Below are 19,685 nucleotides of genomic sequence, written 5' to 3'. Positions count from 1 at the left end.
GACTCAATGTAGGGCCCGAACGAAAGGAAGCACATGGCTACACGTTTCGACCCCATCCGTGACCTCGACCGATTCTTCTCCGAGGTGACCCGCACTCCGAACGCCACCACCTTGCCGATGGACCTCTACCGCGACGGCGAAGTCTTCATCGCGCGCATCGATATGCCCGGAGTCGATCCGAGCAGCATCGATGTCGACGTCGAAGACCGCACGCTCACGGTTCGCGCTCGCCGCGAGTCCGAGGTCGCCGACAAGGACGTGAAGTGGCTGACCCGAGAACGCACCAACGGCACCTATGCCCGCCAGCTCACGCTCGGCAACCGGGTGGCGCTGGATCGTATCCGCGCCGACTACAGCGACGGTGTCCTCACGCTGACGATCCCCGTCGCCGAGGAGGCCCGCCCCCGGAAGATCTCCGTCTCCCATGCAGCCGGACAGACCTCCCCCGAGGTGGTTGAATCGTCTTCGTCCGACGAGCCCCGCTCCCCCGGCCTCGACAGCTGACACCGGCGCCGGATTCCGACGGAATCACGGTGGCCGAGGTTCGGACGCCGAGGCGTTCCCCGGTTGCCAACAGCGGGCCGCACCCTCATCGGGTGCGGCCCGCTTCGTGCGTTTCAGGCCCGTTCGAGGAGATACGCCAGGCACATATACGGCAGATCCACTGTGCCGGACACAGGATGCTCGACACTGAAGTACTCGCGCAGGTTCGCTTCGACTCGGGCTCGTGTCCTCTCGTTCGAGCGCAGCCAATACGACCGTGTGCGAGCGAGGTCGACGATTCCGTCGACGGCGAGCTCCGTGGTGAATTCGACGAGCCTGTGGTCGGTGAGAGCCAGACCGTTGCCGGGCTGAGGTCGGTACTGCGGTCGATAGACGTCGCCCGCGTGCATGATCCGGCTCAGGCGCAGCACCCAGTCGACGCGGACATCGAGTTGGTTGATGAGGATGAGCAGCCGGCCTCCCGGGCGAAGGATGCGCGCCACTTCGGCGGCTGCTTGCGCTTCGTCGAACCAATGCCAGGCCTGCGCGACAGTGACGAGGTCGAGGCTCTCTGCTTTCAGGCCGGTGTCCTCAGCGGTGCCGATCTTCGTGGGGGCAGGATTGCGTTCGAGTGCGGCTGTGTCGGGATCGACGGCGATGAGATCAGCACCGTGTGCGAGCAGCCGGCGGCTGAGGATTCCTGTTCCCGCACCGAGGTCGCATACGCGCAGACCGGACCATTGCGGCTCCCAACCGGTCAGCGCGAGGTCGAGGGCGGAGTCGGGATATCCGGGCCGCACCTCGTCATAGACTCCGGCCTGGGTGCCGAAACTGCGTCCGTGGGCGGCCTGCGCACGTGGTCGCACCATCTGAGTCTGCCTTTCATCGAATTGCCTGCGGTCGTCCGGGTCACCGCTGCAGACCACTCTAGCGCCGTCGACATTCGCCGAGTCGATAGGATGGAGTCAACGGCCCGTTCCCAGCCCTAAGGAGCCAGCATGTCCGCACCGTCCGACCTCTCGTCCAAACTGGACGAAGCCTCCGCCGCATACGAGGAATTCGCCTCGCGCGGTCTCGCGCTCGATATCACACGGGGCAAGCCGGCCCCGGAGCAGCTCGACCTCGCTGCCGATCTGCTCACTGCGGTCAGCGGCGACGACTTCCGCACTCCCGGTGGTGTCGATACCCGCAACTACGGCGGACTCGACGGACTCATCGAACTGCGGGAGATCTTCGCTCCGCTGCTCAAGGTTCCGGCCGATCAGCTGCTGGCCGGCGGCAATGCCTCGCTGACTTTCATGACCCAGGCGCTGACCTTCGCCCTCATGCACGGCACGGCCGTCGATGATCGCCCGTGGGGGCAGGGTCCGCATAAGCTGCTGTGTCCCGTGCCCGGTTACGACCGCCATTTCACCCTGGCCGAATCCCTCGGGTTCGAGCTGTTGACCATCCCGATGGATGACGAGGGCCCGATCATCTCCGAGGCGCAGCGTCTGGCCGAAGATCCGGCGGTCAAGGGCATGTGGCTGGTGCCGATGTATTCCAACCCGACCGGAATCACGGTCACCGAAGCGCGGGCACGGGAGCTGGCTGCCATGCCGACGGCGGCGCCCGACTTCACTCTGCTGTGGGACAACGCCTACGGGGTGCACCATCTGCGAGAGGACCATCCGGACAATCTCGACATCCTCTCCCTCTGCGCAGAGGCGGGTCATCCCGAACGCGCATGGGTCTTCGCCTCGACGTCGAAGATCACTCATGCCGGGGCCGGTGTGTCGTTCTTCGCCGGAGGCCCGGCCACGGTCGATTGGATGCGAGCGAACCTCGGGAAGGTCGCGATCGGCCCTGACAAGATCAACCAGCTGCGCCATGTCCGGTTCTTCTCCGACCCGGCCGGGGTCGAAGCACATATGCGCAAGCATGCCGAGATCGTCGCACCGAAGTTCGACGCGGTGCTCAAGGCGCTCGAGGACGGACTCGGAGCGGAAGAGCTGGCGCAGTGGACCTCCCCGGACGGCGGGTACTTCATCACTCTGACGACGATGGAGGGCATCGCCGATCGCGTCGTCAAACTCGCAGGGGAAGCCGGAGTGAAGCTGACTCCTGCCGGTGCCACACACCCGTACGGTCTCGACCCTGACAACAACATCATCCGCATCGCGCCGACGATGCCGACCCTCGATGAGGTCGAACTCGCCGCTCAGGGTCTCGTGGCGTGTGTGCGCCTGGCCAGCTATGAGAAGCTGCTCGCCGGCTGACACCCGAACGCTGCCTGCAGACAAAGACAGGTCCGCCCCGAACCGAAGGGTTCGGGGCGGACCTGTCTGTACCGGAGCGTCGGATCAGTATTCGTAGAATCCGCGTCCGGACTTCACACCGAGCAGGCCGGCATCGACCATGCGCGACAGCAGGATCGGAGGCTTGTTCGCCGGGTCACCGGTCTCCTCATACATGCTCTCTGCTGCATAGAGACAGGTGTCGAGACCGACGAGGTCGGCCAGCTTGATCGGTCCCATCGGATGGGCGCAGCCGCCGACCATTCCCGCGTCGATGTCCTCCTTCGTCGCGTGTCCGGCCTCGAGCATCCGGACCGCACTGAGCAGGTACGGGATGAGCAGGGCGTTGACGATGAAACCGGGGCGGTCATCGGCCTGGATCGGATTCTTCCCGAGCACATCGGCGACGAAGGACGTCACGGTGCTGCGGACATCCTCGGTGGTGAGCACCGAGGACACGATCTCGACGAGCGGCTGGACCGGTGCGGGGTTGAAGAAATGCACACCCAGCACGCGTTCGGGGCGCGAGGTCGCCTGCGCGAATCGGATGATCGGCATCGACGAGGTGTTCGAGGCCAGGATCGCTTCCGGGTCGGTGACGACCTGGTCGAGCTCGGCGAAGATCGACTTCTTGATGTCCTCGTTCTCACTGGCCGCCTCGATGACGAGCTGACGATCGGCGAGATCGCTGATATCGGTGGTGAACCGCAGTCGGCCGAGCGCCTCGTCACGGGCAGCGGCATCGAGTTTGCCCTTGTCCACTGCGCGAGCCAGGGACTTCTCGATGCGGGCACGACCGGCGGCCGAGGCCTCCTCGTTGATCTCGCGGACGATGACGTCGAGACCGGACTTTGCCAGCACCTCGGCGATTCCGGCTCCCATGAGTCCGCTGCCGATGACGGCGGTGCGCTGGATGCTCATAAACTTCTCCTTCTTGGTCTATATGGTCGGTCGGGTGCGAATGACTCGGCTCAGGGCATTCGGGCGAGGAACCAACCGGCCGAGCGGATGGCTTTCATGGCCTCCCGCCGGCGTTCCCCGGGCAGAGTCTGGATGTAGACCTGCCCGTCGAGGTGCCCCACCTCGTGTTGGAGCATCTGGGCGAAGACTTCCGTGCCTTCGATCTCGATCGGCTGATTCTTCGCATCCACCCCGCGTACCCGAGCGAATTCGTAGCGTGGGGTGGGGAAGAACAGCCCGGGAACGGAGAGGCAGCCTTCTTCGATATCTCGCAGCTGCCCGCCGAGCTCGACGATCTCCGGGTTGATGACATATCCCGTGCGACCGTCGAGGTCGTAGCCGAAGGCTCGCAGTCCGACCCCGATCTGCGGAGCGGCGACGGCCGCACGGCCCTCGGGCCGTGCGGTGTCGACGAGGTCGGCTGCCAGAGCTTCGACGTGATCATCGAAGACCATCACCGGTTCGCACTTGCTGCGGAGCACGGGGTCTCCCCACAGTCGGATCTCACGTTCAGGCATCGATCACCACGACGAGGTCTCCGCCTTCGAGCTGCTGGACATCGGCGATGGCCACACGGGAGACGGTTCCGGCCGTCTGCGTGGTGATCGTCGCTTCCATCTTCATCGCCTCGATGGTGGCCACGGTGTCGCCGACGGAGACCTTGTCACCCTCGTGGACCTGCATGGTCACAACACCGGCGAACGGGCTGCCGACGTGTCCGCTGTTATTCGGATCGGCCTTCTCCGCAGTCTTGACTTCGCTTTCGACGGACCGGTCACGCACCTGCAGCGGACGCAGCTGCCCGTTGAGGGTGAACATGACCGAACGCATCCCGCGCTCGTCAGTGCCGCCGATGGCCTGGACGCCGATGAGCAGGTTCTTGCCCTTCGCCAGCTCGACGGCATGCTCTTCCCCACTGGTGAGGCCGTAGAGGTACTCGGAGGTCTCGACGACGGAGAGGTCGCCGTAGTTCGAGCGCATCGACTGGAATTCCTTCGTCGGCCCGGGGAACAGCAGCTCGTTGAGCTTGTCCTTCCGGTCCCGGCCCGGCGTCTGCAGTGCTTCGGCATCCGCCGGTTCGAGATGCTCGGTGAGCGGCTTGGCGGAACGGCCGGCGAGGGCCTTCGTGCGGAACGGCTCGGGCCATCCGCCCGGAGGGTCACCGAGGTCACCGTTGAGGAAGCCGATCACCGAATCGGGAATGTCGAACTTGTCGGGGTTCTCCGCGAACTCCTCCGGCGCAACTCCGGCGCCGACGAGGTGGAGCGCCAGATCGCCGACGACCTTCGAGGACGGGGTGACCTTGACGAGGTGGCCGAGAATCGAATCGGCGGCCGCATACATGTGCTCGATGTCCTCGAACCGCTCCCCCAGGCCCAGTGCGACGGCCTGCTGGCGCAGGTTCGACAGCTGTCCGCCGGGGATCTCGTGACGGTAGACGCGGCCGGTCGGTCCGGCGAGCCCGGACTCGAAGGGTGCGTAGAGTTTGCGCACCGATTCCCAGTAGGGTTCGAGGTCGCTGACGGCGTCGAGGCTGATGCCGGTGTCGCGCTCGGTGTTCTCGAATGCGGCGACGAGCGCGGAGAGACTCGGCTGGCTGGTGGTTCCGGCCATGGCCGCCGAGGCGGCATCGACGGCATCGGCACCGGCGGCGGCAGCTGCATAGAGGGTGGCCAGCTGTCCGCCCGCGGTGTCGTGGGTGTGGACGTGGACGGGCAGGTCGAAGTTCTCCCGCAGAGCAGTCACGAGCTTGACCGTGGCGGCAGGGCGCAGCAGGCCGGCCATGTCCTTGATGGCGAGCACATGAGCTCCGGCGCCAACGATCTTTTCGGCCAAGCGCAGGTAGTAGTCGAGCGTGTAGAGCTCTTCCTTCGGATCGAGGATGTCCGAGGTGTAGCACAGGGCCACCTCGGCCAGTGCCGTGTTCGTTCCGCGCACGGCCTCGATCGCCGGACGCATCTGCTCGACGTCGTTGAGAGCGTCGAAGATGCGGAAGATGTCGATGCCCGTGCGGGCCGCCTCATCGACGAATGCGTCGGTAACCTCGGTCGGGTACGGGGTGTAGCCGACGGTGTTGCGTCCGCGCAGAAGCATCTGCAGGTTGATGTTGGGCACCGCGGTGCGCAGGGCTTCGAGACGTTCCCATGGATCCTCGCCGAGGAAGCGCAGCGCCACATCATAGGTCGCACCGCCCCAGGCCTCGATGCTCAGCAGCTCGGGTGTCATCCGGGAGACGTGCCCGGCCACGGCCAGCAGGTCTCGTGTGCGCACACGGGTGGCCAGCAGGGACTGGTGGGCGTCGCGGAATGTCGTATCCGTGACGGCCAGGGAGCTCTGCTCACGCAGGGCGCGGGCGAAGCCCTCCGGTCCGAGCTCGGCGAGACGGTCGCGGCTGCCCGCAGCGGGTGCTGCGGAGAGGTCGATGCTCGGGAGCTTGTCGCCCGGACGGATGCGTAGGCCCGGTTCGCCGTGGGGGCGGTTGACCGTGACATCGGCGAGGTAGTCGAGCAGCTTCGAGCCGCGGTCGGCGCTCACTCGAGCGTCGAAGAGCTGCGGGCGGTCTTCGATGAAGGACGTGGACAAGTCTCCGGCGACGAATGCGGGATCATCGAGGACGGCCTGCAGGAAGCCGATGTTCGACGATACGCCGCGGATGCGGAACTCAGCCAGGGCGCGTTTGGCACGGCCGACGGCCTGAGCGAAGTCGCGGCCGCGGCACGAGAGCTTCACGAGCATCGAGTCGAAGTGGGGGCTGACGGCAGCACCGGCGTGGACGGTTCCGCCGTCGAGGCGCACACCTGCACCACCGGCAGAGCGGTAGGCGGTGATCGTGCCGGTGTCGGGGCGGAACGAGTTCGCGGGATCCTCGGTGGTGATGCGGCACTGGAGTGCGGCGCCCTTGATCCGCATCTCGTCCTGGCGCAGGCCGATCTCTTCGAGCGTGGCCCCGGCGGCGATGCGCATCTGCGAGGCCACGATGTCGACGTCGGTGATCTCTTCAGTCACTGTGTGTTCGACCTGGACACGCGGGTTCATTTCGATGAACACGTGCTTGCCGGCGCGCGGCCCGTCGGTTTCGAGGAGGAATTCCACGGTGCCGGCGTTCTGGTAGCCCAGCGCCTTTGCGAACTTCAGGGCATCTGCGTGCAGGGCGGCCGCGATCTCGGGATCGAGGTTCGGGGCCGGAGCGATCTCCACGACCTTCTGGTGGCGGCGCTGCACGGAGCAGTCGCGTTCGAAGAGGTGGATGGCGTTCGAGTCGTTGTCGGCCAGCACCTGGACTTCGATGTGACGGGGGCGCTGCACCGCCTGCTCGATGAAGACCGTGGGATCGCCGAAGGCGCCTTCGGCTTCGCGCATCGCGGCCTTGAGAGCGTCTTCGAGGTCGGAGGCCTGAGCCACGCGACGCATTCCGCGACCACCGCCGCCGGCGACGGCCTTGACGAAGAGGGGGTATTCCATCGATTCGGCATCGGCGAGCAGCTGCGCGATATCGGCCGACGGACGTGTCGAGTCGAGGACGGGGATGCCCGCATTGCGTGCTGCCGCCAGCGCCTGGACCTTGTTTCCTGCCAGTTCGAGCACATCGGCCTTGGGGCCGATGAAAGTGATGCCCGCTTCGGCACAGGCTCGTGCCAGATCGGGGTTCTCAGAGAGGAAGCCGTATCCGGGGTAGATGGCGTCGGCGCCGCTCTCCTTCGCCACCCGCAGCATCTCTTCGACGCTGAGGTAGGCGCGGACGGGATGACCCTCCTCACCGATCATGTAGGCTTCGTCGGCCTTCATGCGATGTTCGGAGTTGCGGTCCTCATACGGGAAGACTGCGACGGTGGAGGCTCCGAGCTCATAGGCGGCACGGAACGCACGGACGGCGATCTCTCCGCGGTTGGCCACGAGGACTTTAGAGAACATAGGTGTCTCTCACTTCTGTATCGGCCGCACTGGGCGACTGGTCGACAAGCTGTCGGGAACATACTCTACAAGTGACCTGGAACACCTCTGCGCCCGGGGGTCGACTTTGGACTGAGACGTGAGTCTCGGCGTGGTCGGCACGGCTCGGCAGCCGCCGATACGTTAACGTAGGAGGGTGCTTGTCCTAAGTATCAGCAGCCTCAAAGGCGGAGTCGGTAAGACATCCGTGACGCTCGGTCTGGCCTCGGCGGCCTACAACAGGGGGATTCCCACCCTGGTCGTCGACATGGACCCGCAGGCGGACTCGTCGACCGGCCTCGATGTGCCGACCTCGACGCGTGTCGACATCGCCGATGTGCTCGCTGCTCCGAAGTCCCAGAAGATCCTGTCCGAGGCGATCATCCCCTCCGGGTGGGTCGGTGACAGGCTCGGCCACCTCGATGTGATCTCAGGATCTCCGCGTGCCGCGGAATTCGATCGGCCTTCGCTGTCCGAGCGCTATCTGCGCCGGCTGGAAGATGCCCTGACTCGCATCGCGAAAGGCTACCGACTCGTCCTCATCGACTGTCCGCCCAGCCTCAACGGTCTCACCCGTACGGCGTGGACAGCGAGCAACCGAGTCGCGGTCGTCACCGAGCCCAGCCTGTTCTCTGTTGCGGCTGCCGACCGTGCCCTGCGGGCGACGGACGAGCTGCGGCAGCGTGGTGCCTCCGATCTGCAGCCACTCGGCCTGGTCGTCAATCGGGTACGTGCCGGTTCGACCGAACATGACTATCGCATCCAGGAGATGCGTGAGATGTTCGGTCCTCTCGTCCTCAATCCGCCCTTGGCCGAACGGGCCGTCATGCAGCAGGCTCAGGGATCGGCGCGTCCGATCCACTCCTGGCCGGGCAAACCCGCCGAAGAAGTCGCCGGCTCGTTCGACGCTCTTCTCGAACGAGCACTGCGCTCGGAGAACATCCGCGGACGACGCGGTGCCGCCCCGGCGAAGAACGGCGCTCAGCAGCCCGAGCAGAAGTGAACGACTAGCTGCCCCCGCTCCCCCACCAACACGTCGACTGCCGTCGCGAACTCAGGTTCGCGACGGCAGTTCTCTGTTCCCGGGCGCCTCGGACACATTCGAGGCGCCCGGCGCCTCACCTTTCCGTTCCATACGACGACCGAGGCGGTCCGCTCGAACTGAGCGGACCGCCTCGGTGGTGGTGTGAGTACTCTGTCGGCTGTCAGCCGGACTTGCGTGCGCGACGGGCGGCGAGCTCATCCATGGCTTCGAGGGCCGCGTCGTCTTCTGGGACTCGTTCGCTCGGGAACTCGGACAGCGAACCTTCGACTTCGTTCCAGACGCGGCCGACGGCGATGCCGAAGACGCCCTGCCCTCCCTGGAGGAGGTCGACGACCTCATCAGGTGAGGTGCATTCGAAGACGCTGGCGCCATCGGACATGAGGGTGATCTGTGAGAGATCGTCGACGCCGCGGGAACGCAGGTGCTCAACCGCGGTGCGGATCGACTGCAGTCCGACGCCGGTGTCGAGAAGTCGCTTGACGATCTTGAGGACGAGGATGTCACGGAAGCTGTAGAGCCGCTGGCTGCCGGATCCGGTCGCATTGCGGATCGACGGGGTCACCAGATCGGTGCGCGCCCAGTAATCGAGGCGACGGTAGCTGATGCCGACGACCTTGCAGACGGTGGGACCGCGGTAGCCGGCCTCTTCATCGAGTACGGGCAGATCATCATCGAACAGCAGCCCTTGGGCTGCTGACGGCATCGGCGTCATGTCGACGCTTTCATGACTTGAGCGGTTCACACCGACTCCTCCTTAAAGTCCCTGGGGGAAGCGAAGGTCGCTTGGAAGGACCGAGAACATAGTCATTCTAGCTCTCTTCCCAGCGAACCTACAGTGGGATTCAACAACTCCAAGTTATTCTGCCGTCCCCGCCAGGACAAACATCTCGAGGTAACAATTTCCGCGTGTCGCCGTTACCGCAGTATTCGAACATGTCATATGGATGTCATTCAGGCGACCCGGAGCGGAAGGAGCCGGGGCCGAAGGGCCTAGTTCGACGGGCTTTCGCCGTCTGATTTCGATTCATCCCGGTTCGGAGGATCCGTCTTCTTCGGCTTGGCGCTCGTCAGCAGCTTGGTTTTGACCGTCGACGCATAGCTGTCAACGTATTCCTGTCCGGACAGGCGCATGATCTCGTACATGATCTCGTCGGTGACCGACCGCAGCATGAAACGGTCGACAGGAAGACCCGAATACTTCGAGAAGTCCATCGGTGCGCCGAAGACGACTCCGACACGCCGGAGCTTGGGAACGAGGCGACCGGCAGGCTGCAGCTTGTCCGTGCCGATGATCGCCACTGGAACCACAGGCGCGCCGGACTCGAGGACGAGACGCGCAATGCCAGTGCGTCCGCGATAGAGCTTCCCGTCGGGCGAGCGAGTGCCTTCGGGATAGATGCCCAGCGAGTTTCCCTCACGGAGAACCTTCAGACCCGATTCGAGCGACGCCTGAGATCCCGATCCGCCGCCGCGGTCCATGGGCAGCTGATTGTTGAGCTTGAAGAACCACCGTGTCACCGCACCCTTGATTCCGCGACCGGTGAAGTAGTCCTTCTTCGCCAGATAGACGACGGGACGCGGAGCGAGCAGCGGAACGAAGATCGAGTCCATGAAGTGGTTGTGATTTCCTGCGATGATCGCCGGGCCCTCGGACGGCAGATTGTCCAGGCCCCGTACCCACGGACGGAAGAGGATCCGCAGGATGGGTCCGGCGAGGACTCGCTTGAGAAACCAGTAGAACACGCGCACCCTTCCGACTACGACTCTTTGTCGTCCTCGGCAATCATATATCGACACGAACGGTGAACAGCGAAGTCCGTCTCGGACTCATCCGTGCCATGCTGGGAGCATGGAGATCGATTTCACACTCGGAGCGGACCCGACGGCCGCCTATCGCAGCCTCGACAACGGTTCAGCCTCCGCGGTTCTCTTCCTGCACGGACTCACCGGTTCGCCCGTCTCCTGGGTCCCGATCGCCCGCGCGATCGCAGCGGAGGGCGTCGACGTCAGCGTCCCCCAGCTGCCCGGACACGGCACCTCATGGCAGGACATGGACTCCACTGGATGGTCCGACTGGCTCGGCGAGGCGCGCACCGAGCTGGGTCGGCTGCAGGCCGACCACGAGCGTGTCGTCGTCGCCGGCCTGTTGATGGGTGGAGCCCTTGCACTCGCCCTGGCGGCGGCAGAGGGTGCGCCCGACGAGATCGTCGTGGTCAATCCTGCCCTCTACATCGACTCTCCCTTCGCTCCCCTGCTGCCAGTGCTCAGGCACGTCGTGCGCACGATTCCGTCGATCGGCGGCGACATCGCCCACCCGGACCGCGACGAGTACGCCTACGAACGGACGCCGGTGGCTCCCCTGGCCACGTTCCATCGTGCGCTGCGAACCCTGCGCGACGATCTGTGGAAAGTCACCCGCCCCGTCACTGCCATGGTCTCCGGTGAGGACAACGTCGTGAGTCCGCGGACGCTGCGTGCGCTGCGATCGAACCTTCCGCACCCGCCGAGGATCGTCGCCCTGCGCCGATCTCGCCATGTGGCGACCCTCGACTTCGACGCGAACACCATCGCAGAGGCGGTCCTGCAGGCGGTCTCCACCGAAACGACCGTGCCACGGCAGTCCGAGACCGGGGAATAGCTGGGGCCACGGAATTGCTGAGTCAGGTATGAACGACGACGGCACCGCTTCGACTCCCGACGACGAGGGCCGGGAGGACTGGCGAGGGGAGGTTCCCGATCCGGAGCGGATCGGGCACGACCGATCGCGCATCAGTGACGAGGAATGGGACGACCTCGTCCGGCAGATCGCCGAACCCTCGGCGACGACGGGTGATATGCCCGCCGAGGATGTTCGCGACGCCCTCGAGGACACCGAGCATTGGGAGCGCGAACCGGCGGAGCCGATCGGGTGGCGCACCGCTTCGCCCACTCTCGTGCTGTCCTGGGCCGCGGCTCTCGGCGCGGTCGTGCTGCTGCTCATCGGCGTGATCTTCTTCCGACCGCTGCCCGGGTGGTACCTGCTCATCGGCCTGGCCGTCGGCATCGGCGGCGCGGTCGGTCTGTTCTTCCACCTGCCGAGCCATCGTTCCGCCGACGACGGCGACGGATCCTCGGTGTGAGCGATGCTGGCCGCTTCGTGTCAGCGACACCTGAGAGACTGGACATCATGACCGTCCCGTTCGACCGCGCGCCCAGCGCACTGCACAACACTCAGCTGTCATTCGACAGCCTCGGAACTCCCCTGTCCGACGTCACCTTCGTCATCGTCGACCTCGAAACGACGGGCACCCGAGCCGGGCAATCGGAGATCACCGAAATCGGCGCGGTCAAGACTCTCGGCGGCGAGGTCATCGGCGAGTTCCAGACCCTGGTCAAACCGGAACACTCCGTGATCAGCCCATTCGTCGCCCGGCTCACCGGCATCACTCATGCGATGGTCGATGACGCACCTCCGATCAGCTCGGTTCTGCCGAGCTTCCTGGAATTCTCCGTCGGTGCGGTGCTGGTCGCACACAATGCGCCCTTCGACATCGGATTCCTCCGCTCGGCCTGCGAACGTCTCGACTACCATTGGCCGGCGCCCACAGTCCTCGATACCGTCACGCTGGCCCGACGCGTCGTCGGCCGCGACGAAGTGCGCAACCACAAACTCTCGACGCTCGCCGCTCATTTCGGCACCCAGGTCGAGCCCGATCACCGTGCGCTCTCCGATGCGCGAGCGACCGGCGAGCTCCTCCACCATCTGTTCGAACGCTTCGGAGGCTACGGAGTGACGACGCTGGAGGAGCTGTCGACCGTCAGGCAGTCAGGGTGGGCGAAGCGTCAGGCCAAATCCCACCTGGCCAAGGGCGTTCCCGCGGAGCCCGGCGTCTACATGTTCCTCGACGGCACTCGCCGTGTGCTCTACATCGGCAAGTCCGGAAATATGGCCAGGCGAGTGCGCGGGTACTTCAACGCCTCGGAGAACCGTGGCCGCATGGCCGAGATGATCACTGCGGCACAAGAGGTCAGCTGCCTGCCCTGCGCCCATGCGCTGGAAGCCGAAGTCCGCGAGATCCGCCTCATCGGAGAGTTGGCGCCGCCTTACAACCGACGGTCGAAGAACCCGGAACGCAATTCCTGGATCGTCCTCAGCGATGAGCTCTTCCCCCGACTGTCGGTGGTCCGGGCGAACTCGGCTCTCGAACGCTCCCCCGCTCCACCGCTGGGACCGTTCCGTTCACGGAAGTCGGCACAGGCCGTCAAGGAACTCCTCGACACCCTCTACCCCGTCAAGAGGTGCACGGCAGCGATCACGCAGCGCAGCCTCGGCGAACATCGTCCCTGTGTGAGTGCACAGGTCGGTCAATGCGGCGGTCCCTGCGCTGGGATCACCGATGTCGATGACTACCAGAGCTCGATCCGCGAGCTCTTCGCTCTGCTCGATGGGGACCTGTCCTCACTGCAGCGCTTGGCCGCTGAACGCATGCAGCGACTGTCAGGAGAGGCCCGATTCGAAACGGCCGCCGAGGTCCGTGACTCAATGCGCTCGGCAGTGTCCATCGCGGCGCGAGCCGAACAGGTCACGGCATTACGGAGAGTTCCCGAACTGATTGCGGCGGCCCCCGGTTTCGACTCCGGCTGGGACCTGGCGATCATCCGCCACGGGAAACTCGCCGGCGCCGGCCATGTGTCGACCAGGCAAGCCATGGGAGATTCTCTGTCGGCCCTGAGTTCGACGGCCGAATGGGTCCCTGCCCCCGGAGCGCTGCCGCAGGAGACCGACTCGCTCCCGGAGGAGTCGCGTCTGCTGGCCGGCTGGCTGGAGACCGCCGAGCTCGTCTCTGTGACGCACGCAGGCGATCATGGCTGGTCGCTGCCCCGTCAGGGAGCGACCAGCCATGTACAGAGCTCAGGAGCGGTTCGACTCAGCGACTCTGTGTGAGACGTCGACGAGCTGTTGGAGCTTGTCCGCGCCGCCCCCGTTGTCGATCGTCGCCACCGCAGTTTCGAGTTTGAGGGCCAAGCGCTCCGTGAAGGTGCCCACAGCCGACTCGTCGGCGGCGACGAGCGCCGCTGCGGCGTTGATGGCCACGATGTCGCGCACGGCCGATCGTTCACCGTCGAGGACCGCGCGCGTGATGGCCGCGTTCTCATTCGGGCCGCCGCCGCGCAGATCGTCCTTCGTCGCCCGCTCGATGCCGAGGTCGAGGGCGTCGAACGTCGTGTGTTCGATCTCGCCGTGACGGACTTCCCACACATCGTTGACGTCGGTGTTGCTCAGCTCGTCGAGACCGTCGCGTGACCGGAAGACCACGGCCTGGTGCCCGCGTTTGGCCAGCGTGCCGACGACGAGCGGGGCCATCTGGGCATCGGCGACGCCGATGGCCGTATGCCTGGCTCGAGCCGGGTTCGTCAGGGGGCCGAGGATGTTGAACGCGGTGGGAACGTTGATCTGGCGCCGCACTGCAGAGACGAACTGCATCGACGGATGGAACACGTTGGCGAAGCAGAAGGCCAGTCCGACCTCTTGGGCGATCTGACCGGTCTGTTCGGGTGTGATGTCGAACCGCACGCCGAGGGCTTCGAGCACATCGGCCGATCCCGACGCCGAGGATGTCGCGCGGTTTCCGTGCTTGACGACCCGCTGTCCGGTGGCGGAGATGATCATGGCCGCGGTCGAGGAGATGTTCGCCGTCTTCGCGCGGTCGCCTCCGGTGCCGACGATGTCGACGGAATCTTCCAGTCCTGGCAGGGGAACGGCATGATCCATCATGGCCGCCACGAGGCCGGCGATCTCCTCGACCGTCTCGCCCTTCGTATGGTGTGCGGCGAGAAATGCGGCCATTGTCACATCCGGAGTCTTGCCCGACATGATCTGATCCATCGCCCAAGCCGCCTGGTCTCCATCGAGGTCCTGCTGGTGCATGAGAGCCATGAGCAAGTCGGGCCAGTTCTCAGCGGCCGCCGGAACCGTGGTGCGGGCCCCGGAAGCCTGAGCTGCCGGGGTGGTCTTGGGCGTCGAATCGGTCATCCGTCTGAACTCTCACTAGGGGCTGCCGCCGCCCCGAAGCTCAGGGCGGACCTTACCTGCGGCATACTATCGCGACTTCGACACGCGGGCGGAAGCGGCATCCGAAACGAGATTTCGGCACCAGATCGCGGTTTTTGCTACGTCGTGTAGAAATTTCTTTCTCGAAACCTGGGTAAAAGATGAAAACTCACCCCGAGACGGGTAATAATGGGGTTGTGTCAACTGCCACTGCATCTCAAACAGCGCCAGCACATCCGGTTGTCAATCGTCCGAATGTGACCACGGTGGGCTTCATCGTGTTCCTCGCGAGCGACCTGATGTTCTTTGCCGCGCTCTTCGCCATGTACTTCACCGTCCGGTCCGTTGTTCCGGAGCTGTGGGAGGCGAGGACCCAGATCCTCGACATCCCCTACGCTCTCGGCAACACGTTGATCCTGGTGTCGTCTTCGTTCACCTGCCAGATCGGTGTGTTCGCTGCCGAGCGGTTCCGTCCCCGGCGGACCGGGTCGCTGTTCAACATCGCCAAATGGGGAATGGTCGAGTGGTTCTACCTCACCTTCGCCTTGGGCGCGATCTTCGTCTCCGGTCAGGTCATGGAGTACGCGACCCTCGTCAGCGAGGGCATCTCGATCAGCTCCGACGGCTACGGTTCCGTCTTCTACCTGACCACGGGCTTCCACGGCATTCACGTGACCATCGGACTCATCTGCTTCCTGCTCGTCATCGGACGCGCCTACGGAGCGAAGAAGTTCGGTCACCATGAAGCCACATTCGCAATCTGCGTGTCCTACTACTGGCACTTCGTCGATGTCGTCTGGATCGGTCTGTTCGGCGTCATCTACCTGCTCCAGTAGCCGGCCCGAGATGCTCGGCCCCCAGGACTCACAACACTTCAAGCAAAGGACGATCAAGTGAAGCTTCTAGCAGATCGCCGCAGACATCCCATGGCGCTGGTCGCGCTTCTTCTCGTGGGACTGCTGCTGACCGGCGGAGCCTATGCACTCTTCACGCAGACTTCGAGCGCCAAGGCGGACACAGCCAGCGCCTCTGATATCGAAGAAGGCAAGAAACTCTTCGCGGCAAACTGTGCCACCTGTCACGGCATGAACGCCGAAGGCTCGAAGGCCGGTCCCGGCCTCATCGGCGTCGGCGCCGCTGCAGTGGACTTCCAGGTCGGCACCGGACGCATGCCGCTGCAGGCCAACGGCCCGCAGGCTCGCGTCAAGGAACCGCAGTTCGACGAAGAGCAGACCGCTCAGCTCGCTGCCTACGTCGCTTCGCTCGGCCCCGGGCCGGCAGTTCCCGAAGACGAGTACCTCGATGCTTCGAAGGGTGATCCCGCTGCCGGCGGCGGTCTGTTCCGCACCAACTGCGCCATGTGCCACAACGTGGTCGGCTCCGGTGGTGCGCTGACCCGCGGCAAGTACGCACCGAACCTGTCCGAAGTCTCCGAGAAGCACCTCTACGAAGCGATGCAGACCGGCCCCCAGAACATGCCGATCTTCAACGACGCGAACCTGACTCCCGAAGACAAGCGCGATGTCATCGCCTACGTCAAGGAAGTCTCGGACAACCCCTCCCCCGGCGGCTTCAAGCTCGGTTCGCTGGGCCCAGTGGCAGAGGGCCTGTTCATCTGGTTCTTCGGACTTGCTGCCGTCATCGGTCTGACAGTGTGGCTGTCATCCAGGGCCAAGTGAGTCTGACAGTGTCGTTCACCATCAATTACGAGAATAGACGGGGAATTCAATGACCTCGAAAGAGCACTCCGGCGGCGGCAGCCAGCTCGAGGAGTTGAACGGGTTCACGAACCCAGGTCTGCCCGAGCACAAACCGCGCCTGGCCGACTCGGACCCACGCGCCGAGAAGGTCGCCGAACGACAGGTAGCCGCCTGGTTCATCCTCTCGATGATCGGAACCATCTGGTTCATCGTGGCGTACTTCCTGTTCACCCCGGGCGAATCGATGCAGAGCATCCGCCTTCACAACATGTTCGTCGGCCTCGGTGCCGCTGTCGCGATGTTCTCCATCGGCTTCGGTGCAGTGCTCTGGGCCAAGAACCTCATGAGCGATCACGAGGGCATCGACGAACGCCATGACATCGGCGGCAGCGAAGAGGATCAGGCGATTGCGCTCGAGATCCTCCACCAGGCCAAGGAAGAGTCGGGCATCGCCCGTCGTCCTCTGCTGCGCAATACGCTCATCGCCGCTCTGGCGATCGCCCCGCTGCCGGCAGTTCTCGTCTTCCGCGACCTCGGTCCGCTGCCGGGCGACAAGATGTTCAACACGCTCTGGCAGAAGGGCACTCGCCTCATCCGCGACCTCGGCGGAATCCCCTCGGTGGATTCCGAACGTCCGATCAAGGCCGACGAAGTCACCATCGGCTCGGCCTACCATGTCCTGCCTTCGGGCATCGGCGACGAGGAGGCCAGCGAGCACCCGCTGAACGAGAAGGCCAAGGCGGCCGTGCTTCTCATGCGCATCGATCCCAAGGAACTCAAAGAGGATCCGGATCGCAAGGACTGGTCGCACGACGGAATCGTCGCCTACTCGAAGATCTGCACCCACGTCGGCTGCCCCGTCGCACTGTACGAGCACCAGACACACCACCTGCTGTGCCCCTGCCACCAGTCGACCTTCGACGTGACGGAACACTGCAAGGTCATCTTCGGCCCGGCCAAACGACCGCTTCCTCAGCTACCCATCACCGTGGACAGCGAAGGCTACCTGGTTGCCCAGTCGGACTTCCCTGAGCCTGTCGGACCTACGTTCTGGGAGATCAACCACCCATGAGTACTACACAGCCAACCACCACCATCGGGAAGGCGGCGAACTTCGCCGAAACCCGCGTCGGGGCATCTGTCCTCGTGCGCGAGTTCGGTCGCAAGATCTTCCCCTCCCACTGGTCGTTCATGCTCGGCGAGGTTGCTCTCTACAGCTTCATCATCGTCGTTCTGTCCGGAACGTTCCTCACGTTCTTCTTCCAGCCGGCCATGGGCGAACTGCACTACGACGGACCCTGGCTGCCGCTGCGCGGCGTCGAGATCTCCGAAGCCTATGATTCGACACTCGCGATCTCCCTGGAGATCCGCGGCGGTCTGTTCATCCGACAGATGCACCACTGGGGCGCGCTGCTCTTCGTCGCCGCATTGAGCGTCCACATGCTCCGCGTGTTCTTCACCGGTGCCTTCCGCCGTCCGCGTGAGCTCAACTGGGTCGTCGGTGTTCTGCTCGTCATCATGGGCATGGCGGCCGGCTTCACCGGCTACTCGCTCCCCGATGATCTGCTCTCGGGCAACGGACTGCGAATCATCGACGGCATCCTGAAGTCGCTGCCGCTCGTCGGAACCTATATCTCGTTCTTCCTCTTCGGTGGAGAGTTCCCGGGCATCGACATCGTGGCCCGCCTCTACACCCTGCACATCATGATCGTGCCGGCTCTGCTCATCGCACTCATCGGCATCCACCTCATGTTCGTCGTCGTGCACAAGCACACCCAGTACCCTGGTGCCGGAAACACCGAGAAGAACGTCGTCGGAGAACCTGTTCTGCCGACCTTCGCAGCCAAGGGCGGAGGATTCTTCTTCCTCATCTTCGGTCTGCTCTCGCTCATCTCGGCGCTGTTCACGATCAACCCGATCTGGAACTACGGTCCGTATGACCCCTCCCCGGTCTCGGCCGGTACCCAGCCTGACTGGTACATCGGTTGGGCCGATGGGTTCCTCCGCATCGTCCCGGGCTGGTTCGAGTTCTACATCTTCGGATGGCCGATCTCGTTCAACATCAACAGCGCCGTGATCGTCATGGGCGGCGTGTTCGCTGTCATGTTCATCTACCCGTTCTTCGAGGCGTGGCTGCAGAAGGACCATCGTGAGCACCACATCCTCGATCGTCCGCGCAACAACCCGACTCGTACCGCCATCGGCGTTGCAGGAATCATCTTCTACTGCAACATGTGGGCGGCTGCATCGGGTGACATCATCGCAGTGTTCTTCCAGATGTCGCTCAACGACATGATCTACATCTTCCGATTCCTGTTCTTCTTCGGACCGATCATCGGTTACATCATCACCAAGCGCATGTGCCTCGCGCTTCAGCGCAAGGACCGTGAAATCGCTCTGCACGGACGGGAGACGGCCCATATCATCCGTCTGCCCCACGGTGAGTTCCTCGAACGTCACGAGGCTCTTCCCCCGCACAAGCTGTGGAAGATCACCGCGTTCGAGTCGCCGGCCTACGTACCGGCCGAGCCGAATGCCGAGGGCAAGATCACGGGGATGGAGAAGCTGCGTGCACGTCTGTCTCGCTTCTTCTTCGAAGATCGTGTGGCCCCGGTGACGAAGCAGGAGCTCGAAGCTTCGCACCACGACCATGACGCTGTCGAGGGTTCGAACAACAAGGAACTCGGACACTGACAGGTCCGACACACCTGATACGAGGGGCTCAGCAGTTCAACTGCTGAGCCCCTCGCTCCATTCACAGAAGAGGCGGTCACTCGTCACTCTCCGTCGCTTACTCCGTTCTCCGCCTCCTGATGTGGATATCTGCACCTGACCCTGTCGGTCTCAGCAACTGCTGGCCAGGGGCAGTACCACCTGGATTGAGCCGCTTCCGCCTCGATCGGAATAGTCCCGTGTCGGTCCGATCTGGTTCTCCGCGAATCGGAACACCCGCCGTAGGCTATGAGAGCCACGTCCTGCGTCTCAAAATGCTCTGGCCGAGCACGAGTTCGTCTGAGACTGCCGACGGGCCGCTGACGGGCCTGCAGCAAGCTTCTGAACGTACTGCTCCGTTCGCCTCGGGGAGGCCCGAGCACGAAGACGGGCGTTCGTTCAGCGGTGCCCAGACGTGGAATCTGCCTCTCCCCTGGCCCGTTGCCTGGCGCCTCATAGCTGCTCTCAAAGTCTCGACTGCCGATCGAGGCTCATCGGCCCCGAGATTGGCAGAAAGAGAATGAGCCGAACGATACAGTGACACACTG

At 64.3% G+C, this 19,685-nt stretch carries 17 protein-coding genes; 10 read left to right on the top strand and 7 right to left on the bottom strand.

The features are described from left to right. Positions 1 to 33 precede the first annotated feature (33 nt). A complete protein-coding gene (locus ACOZ9V_RS09330) occupies positions 34 to 504 on the top strand; it encodes an Hsp20/alpha crystallin family protein (protein ID WP_139467204.1) in 471 nt (156 codons plus the stop codon). 113 nt (positions 505 to 617) lie between these two features. On the opposite strand, the gene ACOZ9V_RS09325 is transcribed toward ACOZ9V_RS09330, so the two are convergent. Then, positions 618 to 1,352, bottom strand: coding sequence for a class I SAM-dependent methyltransferase (locus tag ACOZ9V_RS09325; RefSeq protein WP_172169460.1), 735 nt, complete (start codon positions 1,350 to 1,352; stop codon positions 618 to 620). A gap of 129 nt (positions 1,353 to 1,481) precedes the next feature. Between ACOZ9V_RS09325 and ACOZ9V_RS09320 the strand changes: the two genes are divergently transcribed. Continuing rightward, positions 1,482 to 2,741 (top strand): aminotransferase class I/II-fold pyridoxal phosphate-dependent enzyme, encoded by a 1,260-nt coding sequence (locus ACOZ9V_RS09320; RefSeq protein WP_139908019.1) that lies wholly within the window; start codon positions 1,482 to 1,484, stop codon positions 2,739 to 2,741. Between the two features lie 84 nt (positions 2,742 to 2,825). Here ACOZ9V_RS09320 and ACOZ9V_RS09315 read toward each other — a convergent pair whose 3' ends face one another. The 3 genes from ACOZ9V_RS09315 to ACOZ9V_RS09305 are packed head-to-tail and all read right to left on the bottom strand — an operon-like array spanning position 2,826 to position 7,631. Further along, entirely contained in the window at positions 2,826 to 3,680 is an 855-nt protein-coding gene (locus tag ACOZ9V_RS09315; RefSeq protein WP_139467201.1) for a 3-hydroxybutyryl-CoA dehydrogenase, read from the bottom strand. 50 nt (positions 3,681 to 3,730) lie between these two features. After that, the gene (locus ACOZ9V_RS09310; RefSeq protein ID WP_139467200.1) at positions 3,731 to 4,237 is read right to left on the bottom strand and encodes a peptide deformylase; all 507 of its coding nucleotides are present in this window, start codon (positions 4,235 to 4,237) and stop codon (positions 3,731 to 3,733) included. Then, positions 4,230 to 7,631, bottom strand: a complete 3,402-nt coding sequence (locus ACOZ9V_RS09305) for a pyruvate carboxylase (RefSeq protein WP_434595284.1) — start codon at positions 7,629 to 7,631, stop codon at positions 4,230 to 4,232. The genes ACOZ9V_RS09310 and ACOZ9V_RS09305 overlap by 8 nt, the downstream gene beginning before the upstream one ends. Positions 7,632 to 7,806: 175 nt before the next feature. Between ACOZ9V_RS09305 and ACOZ9V_RS09300 the strand changes: the two genes are divergently transcribed. After that, a complete protein-coding gene (locus ACOZ9V_RS09300; protein ID WP_139908018.1) occupies positions 7,807 to 8,652 on the top strand; it encodes a ParA family protein in 846 nt (281 codons plus the stop codon). 202 nt (positions 8,653 to 8,854) lie between these two features. On the opposite strand, the gene ACOZ9V_RS09295 is transcribed toward ACOZ9V_RS09300, so the two are convergent. Together ACOZ9V_RS09295 and ACOZ9V_RS09290 are read right to left on the bottom strand one after the other, a co-directional pair. After that, positions 8,855 to 9,436 carry a MerR family transcriptional regulator gene (locus tag ACOZ9V_RS09295; protein ID WP_101544153.1) on the bottom strand — a complete coding sequence of 194 codons (582 nt, stop codon included), beginning with the start codon at positions 9,434 to 9,436 and terminating at the stop codon, positions 8,855 to 8,857. A 248-nt stretch (positions 9,437 to 9,684) separates the two neighbouring features. After that, positions 9,685 to 10,437 carry a lysophospholipid acyltransferase family protein gene (locus ACOZ9V_RS09290; protein WP_139467197.1) on the bottom strand — a complete coding sequence of 251 codons (753 nt, stop codon included), beginning with the start codon at positions 10,435 to 10,437 and terminating at the stop codon, positions 9,685 to 9,687. Between the two features lie 106 nt (positions 10,438 to 10,543). On the opposite strand from ACOZ9V_RS09290, the gene ACOZ9V_RS09285 reads away from it, so the two are divergent. The 3 genes from ACOZ9V_RS09285 to ACOZ9V_RS09275 are packed head-to-tail and all read left to right on the top strand — an operon-like array spanning position 10,544 to position 13,618. Next, complete coding sequence (locus ACOZ9V_RS09285) at positions 10,544 to 11,332, top strand: alpha/beta hydrolase (RefSeq protein WP_434595279.1); 789 nt, start codon at positions 10,544 to 10,546, stop codon at positions 11,330 to 11,332. A 28-nt stretch (positions 11,333 to 11,360) separates the two neighbouring features. Then, positions 11,361 to 11,813, top strand: a complete 453-nt coding sequence (locus ACOZ9V_RS09280) for a hypothetical protein (protein WP_139467195.1) — start codon at positions 11,361 to 11,363, stop codon at positions 11,811 to 11,813. Between the two features lie 47 nt (positions 11,814 to 11,860). Continuing rightward, positions 11,861 to 13,618, top strand: a complete 1,758-nt coding sequence (locus ACOZ9V_RS09275; protein ID WP_181270491.1) for a DEDD exonuclease domain-containing protein — start codon at positions 11,861 to 11,863, stop codon at positions 13,616 to 13,618. Here the strand turns inward: ACOZ9V_RS09275 and trpD are convergent. After that, positions 13,586 to 14,707, bottom strand: coding sequence for an anthranilate phosphoribosyltransferase (gene trpD / locus ACOZ9V_RS09270; RefSeq protein WP_434595275.1), 1,122 nt, complete (start codon positions 14,705 to 14,707; stop codon positions 13,586 to 13,588). The two genes, ACOZ9V_RS09275 and trpD, sit on opposite strands and share 33 nt — an antisense overlap. A gap of 179 nt (positions 14,708 to 14,886) precedes the next feature. Here trpD and ctaE point away from each other — a divergent pair, with 179 nt between their 5' ends. Genes ctaE through qcrB form a run of 4 tightly spaced genes read left to right on the top strand, consistent with a single transcriptional unit; the run spans position 14,887 to position 19,119 of the window. Continuing rightward, complete coding sequence (gene ctaE / locus ACOZ9V_RS09265; RefSeq protein ID WP_172169436.1) at positions 14,887 to 15,561, top strand: aa3-type cytochrome oxidase subunit III; 675 nt, start codon at positions 14,887 to 14,889, stop codon at positions 15,559 to 15,561. Between the two features lie 57 nt (positions 15,562 to 15,618). Then, positions 15,619 to 16,404 (top strand): cytochrome bc1 complex diheme cytochrome c subunit, encoded by a 786-nt coding sequence (gene qcrC / locus ACOZ9V_RS09260; RefSeq protein WP_139467192.1) that lies wholly within the window; start codon positions 15,619 to 15,621, stop codon positions 16,402 to 16,404. A 49-nt stretch (positions 16,405 to 16,453) separates the two neighbouring features. After that, positions 16,454 to 17,497, top strand: coding sequence for a cytochrome bc1 complex Rieske iron-sulfur subunit (gene qcrA, locus ACOZ9V_RS09255; protein WP_434595272.1), 1,044 nt, complete (start codon positions 16,454 to 16,456; stop codon positions 17,495 to 17,497). Beyond that, positions 17,494 to 19,119: a cytochrome bc1 complex cytochrome b subunit gene (qcrB, locus tag ACOZ9V_RS09250; protein ID WP_139467190.1), complete on the top strand. Its 1,626-nt coding sequence runs from the start codon at positions 17,494 to 17,496 to the stop codon at positions 19,117 to 19,119. Before qcrA ends, qcrB begins: the two co-directional genes overlap by 4 nt. The last annotated feature ends 566 nt before the right edge of the window (positions 19,120 to 19,685 follow it).

It is taken from the genome of Brevibacterium sp. 1718 (genome assembly GCF_051131255.1).
Classification (GTDB): domain Bacteria; phylum Actinomycetota; class Actinomycetes; order Actinomycetales; family Brevibacteriaceae; genus Brevibacterium; species Brevibacterium sediminis.
This window is presented reverse-complemented; position numbering and strand designations above follow the sequence as displayed.

Coding starts and splice junctions, on each gene's coding strand:
- ACOZ9V_RS09330 (WP_139467204.1), top strand. CDS start 34: ATGGCTACACGTTTCGACCCCATCCGTGACCTCGACCGATTCTTCTCC.
- ACOZ9V_RS09325 (WP_172169460.1), bottom strand. CDS start 1,352: ATGGTGCGACCACGTGCGCAGGCCGCCCACGGACGCAGTTTCGGCACC.
- ACOZ9V_RS09320 (WP_139908019.1), top strand. CDS start 1,482: ATGTCCGCACCGTCCGACCTCTCGTCCAAACTGGACGAAGCCTCCGCC.
- ACOZ9V_RS09315 (WP_139467201.1), bottom strand. CDS start 3,680: ATGAGCATCCAGCGCACCGCCGTCATCGGCAGCGGACTCATGGGAGCC.
- ACOZ9V_RS09310 (WP_139467200.1), bottom strand. CDS start 4,237: ATGCCTGAACGTGAGATCCGACTGTGGGGAGACCCCGTGCTCCGCAGC.
- ACOZ9V_RS09305 (WP_434595284.1), bottom strand. CDS start 7,631: ATGTTCTCTAAAGTCCTCGTGGCCAACCGCGGAGAGATCGCCGTCCGT.
- ACOZ9V_RS09285 (WP_434595279.1), top strand. CDS start 10,544: ATGGAGATCGATTTCACACTCGGAGCGGACCCGACGGCCGCCTATCGC.
- ACOZ9V_RS09280 (WP_139467195.1), top strand. CDS start 11,361: ATGAACGACGACGGCACCGCTTCGACTCCCGACGACGAGGGCCGGGAG.
- ACOZ9V_RS09275 (WP_181270491.1), top strand. CDS start 11,861: ATGACCGTCCCGTTCGACCGCGCGCCCAGCGCACTGCACAACACTCAG.
- trpD (WP_434595275.1), bottom strand. CDS start 14,707: ATGACCGATTCGACGCCCAAGACCACCCCGGCAGCTCAGGCTTCCGGG.
- ctaE (WP_172169436.1), top strand. CDS start 14,887: ATGAAAACTCACCCCGAGACGGGTAATAATGGGGTTGTGTCAACTGCC.
- qcrA (WP_434595272.1), top strand. CDS start 16,454: ATGACCTCGAAAGAGCACTCCGGCGGCGGCAGCCAGCTCGAGGAGTTG.
- qcrB (WP_139467190.1), top strand. CDS start 17,494: ATGAGTACTACACAGCCAACCACCACCATCGGGAAGGCGGCGAACTTC.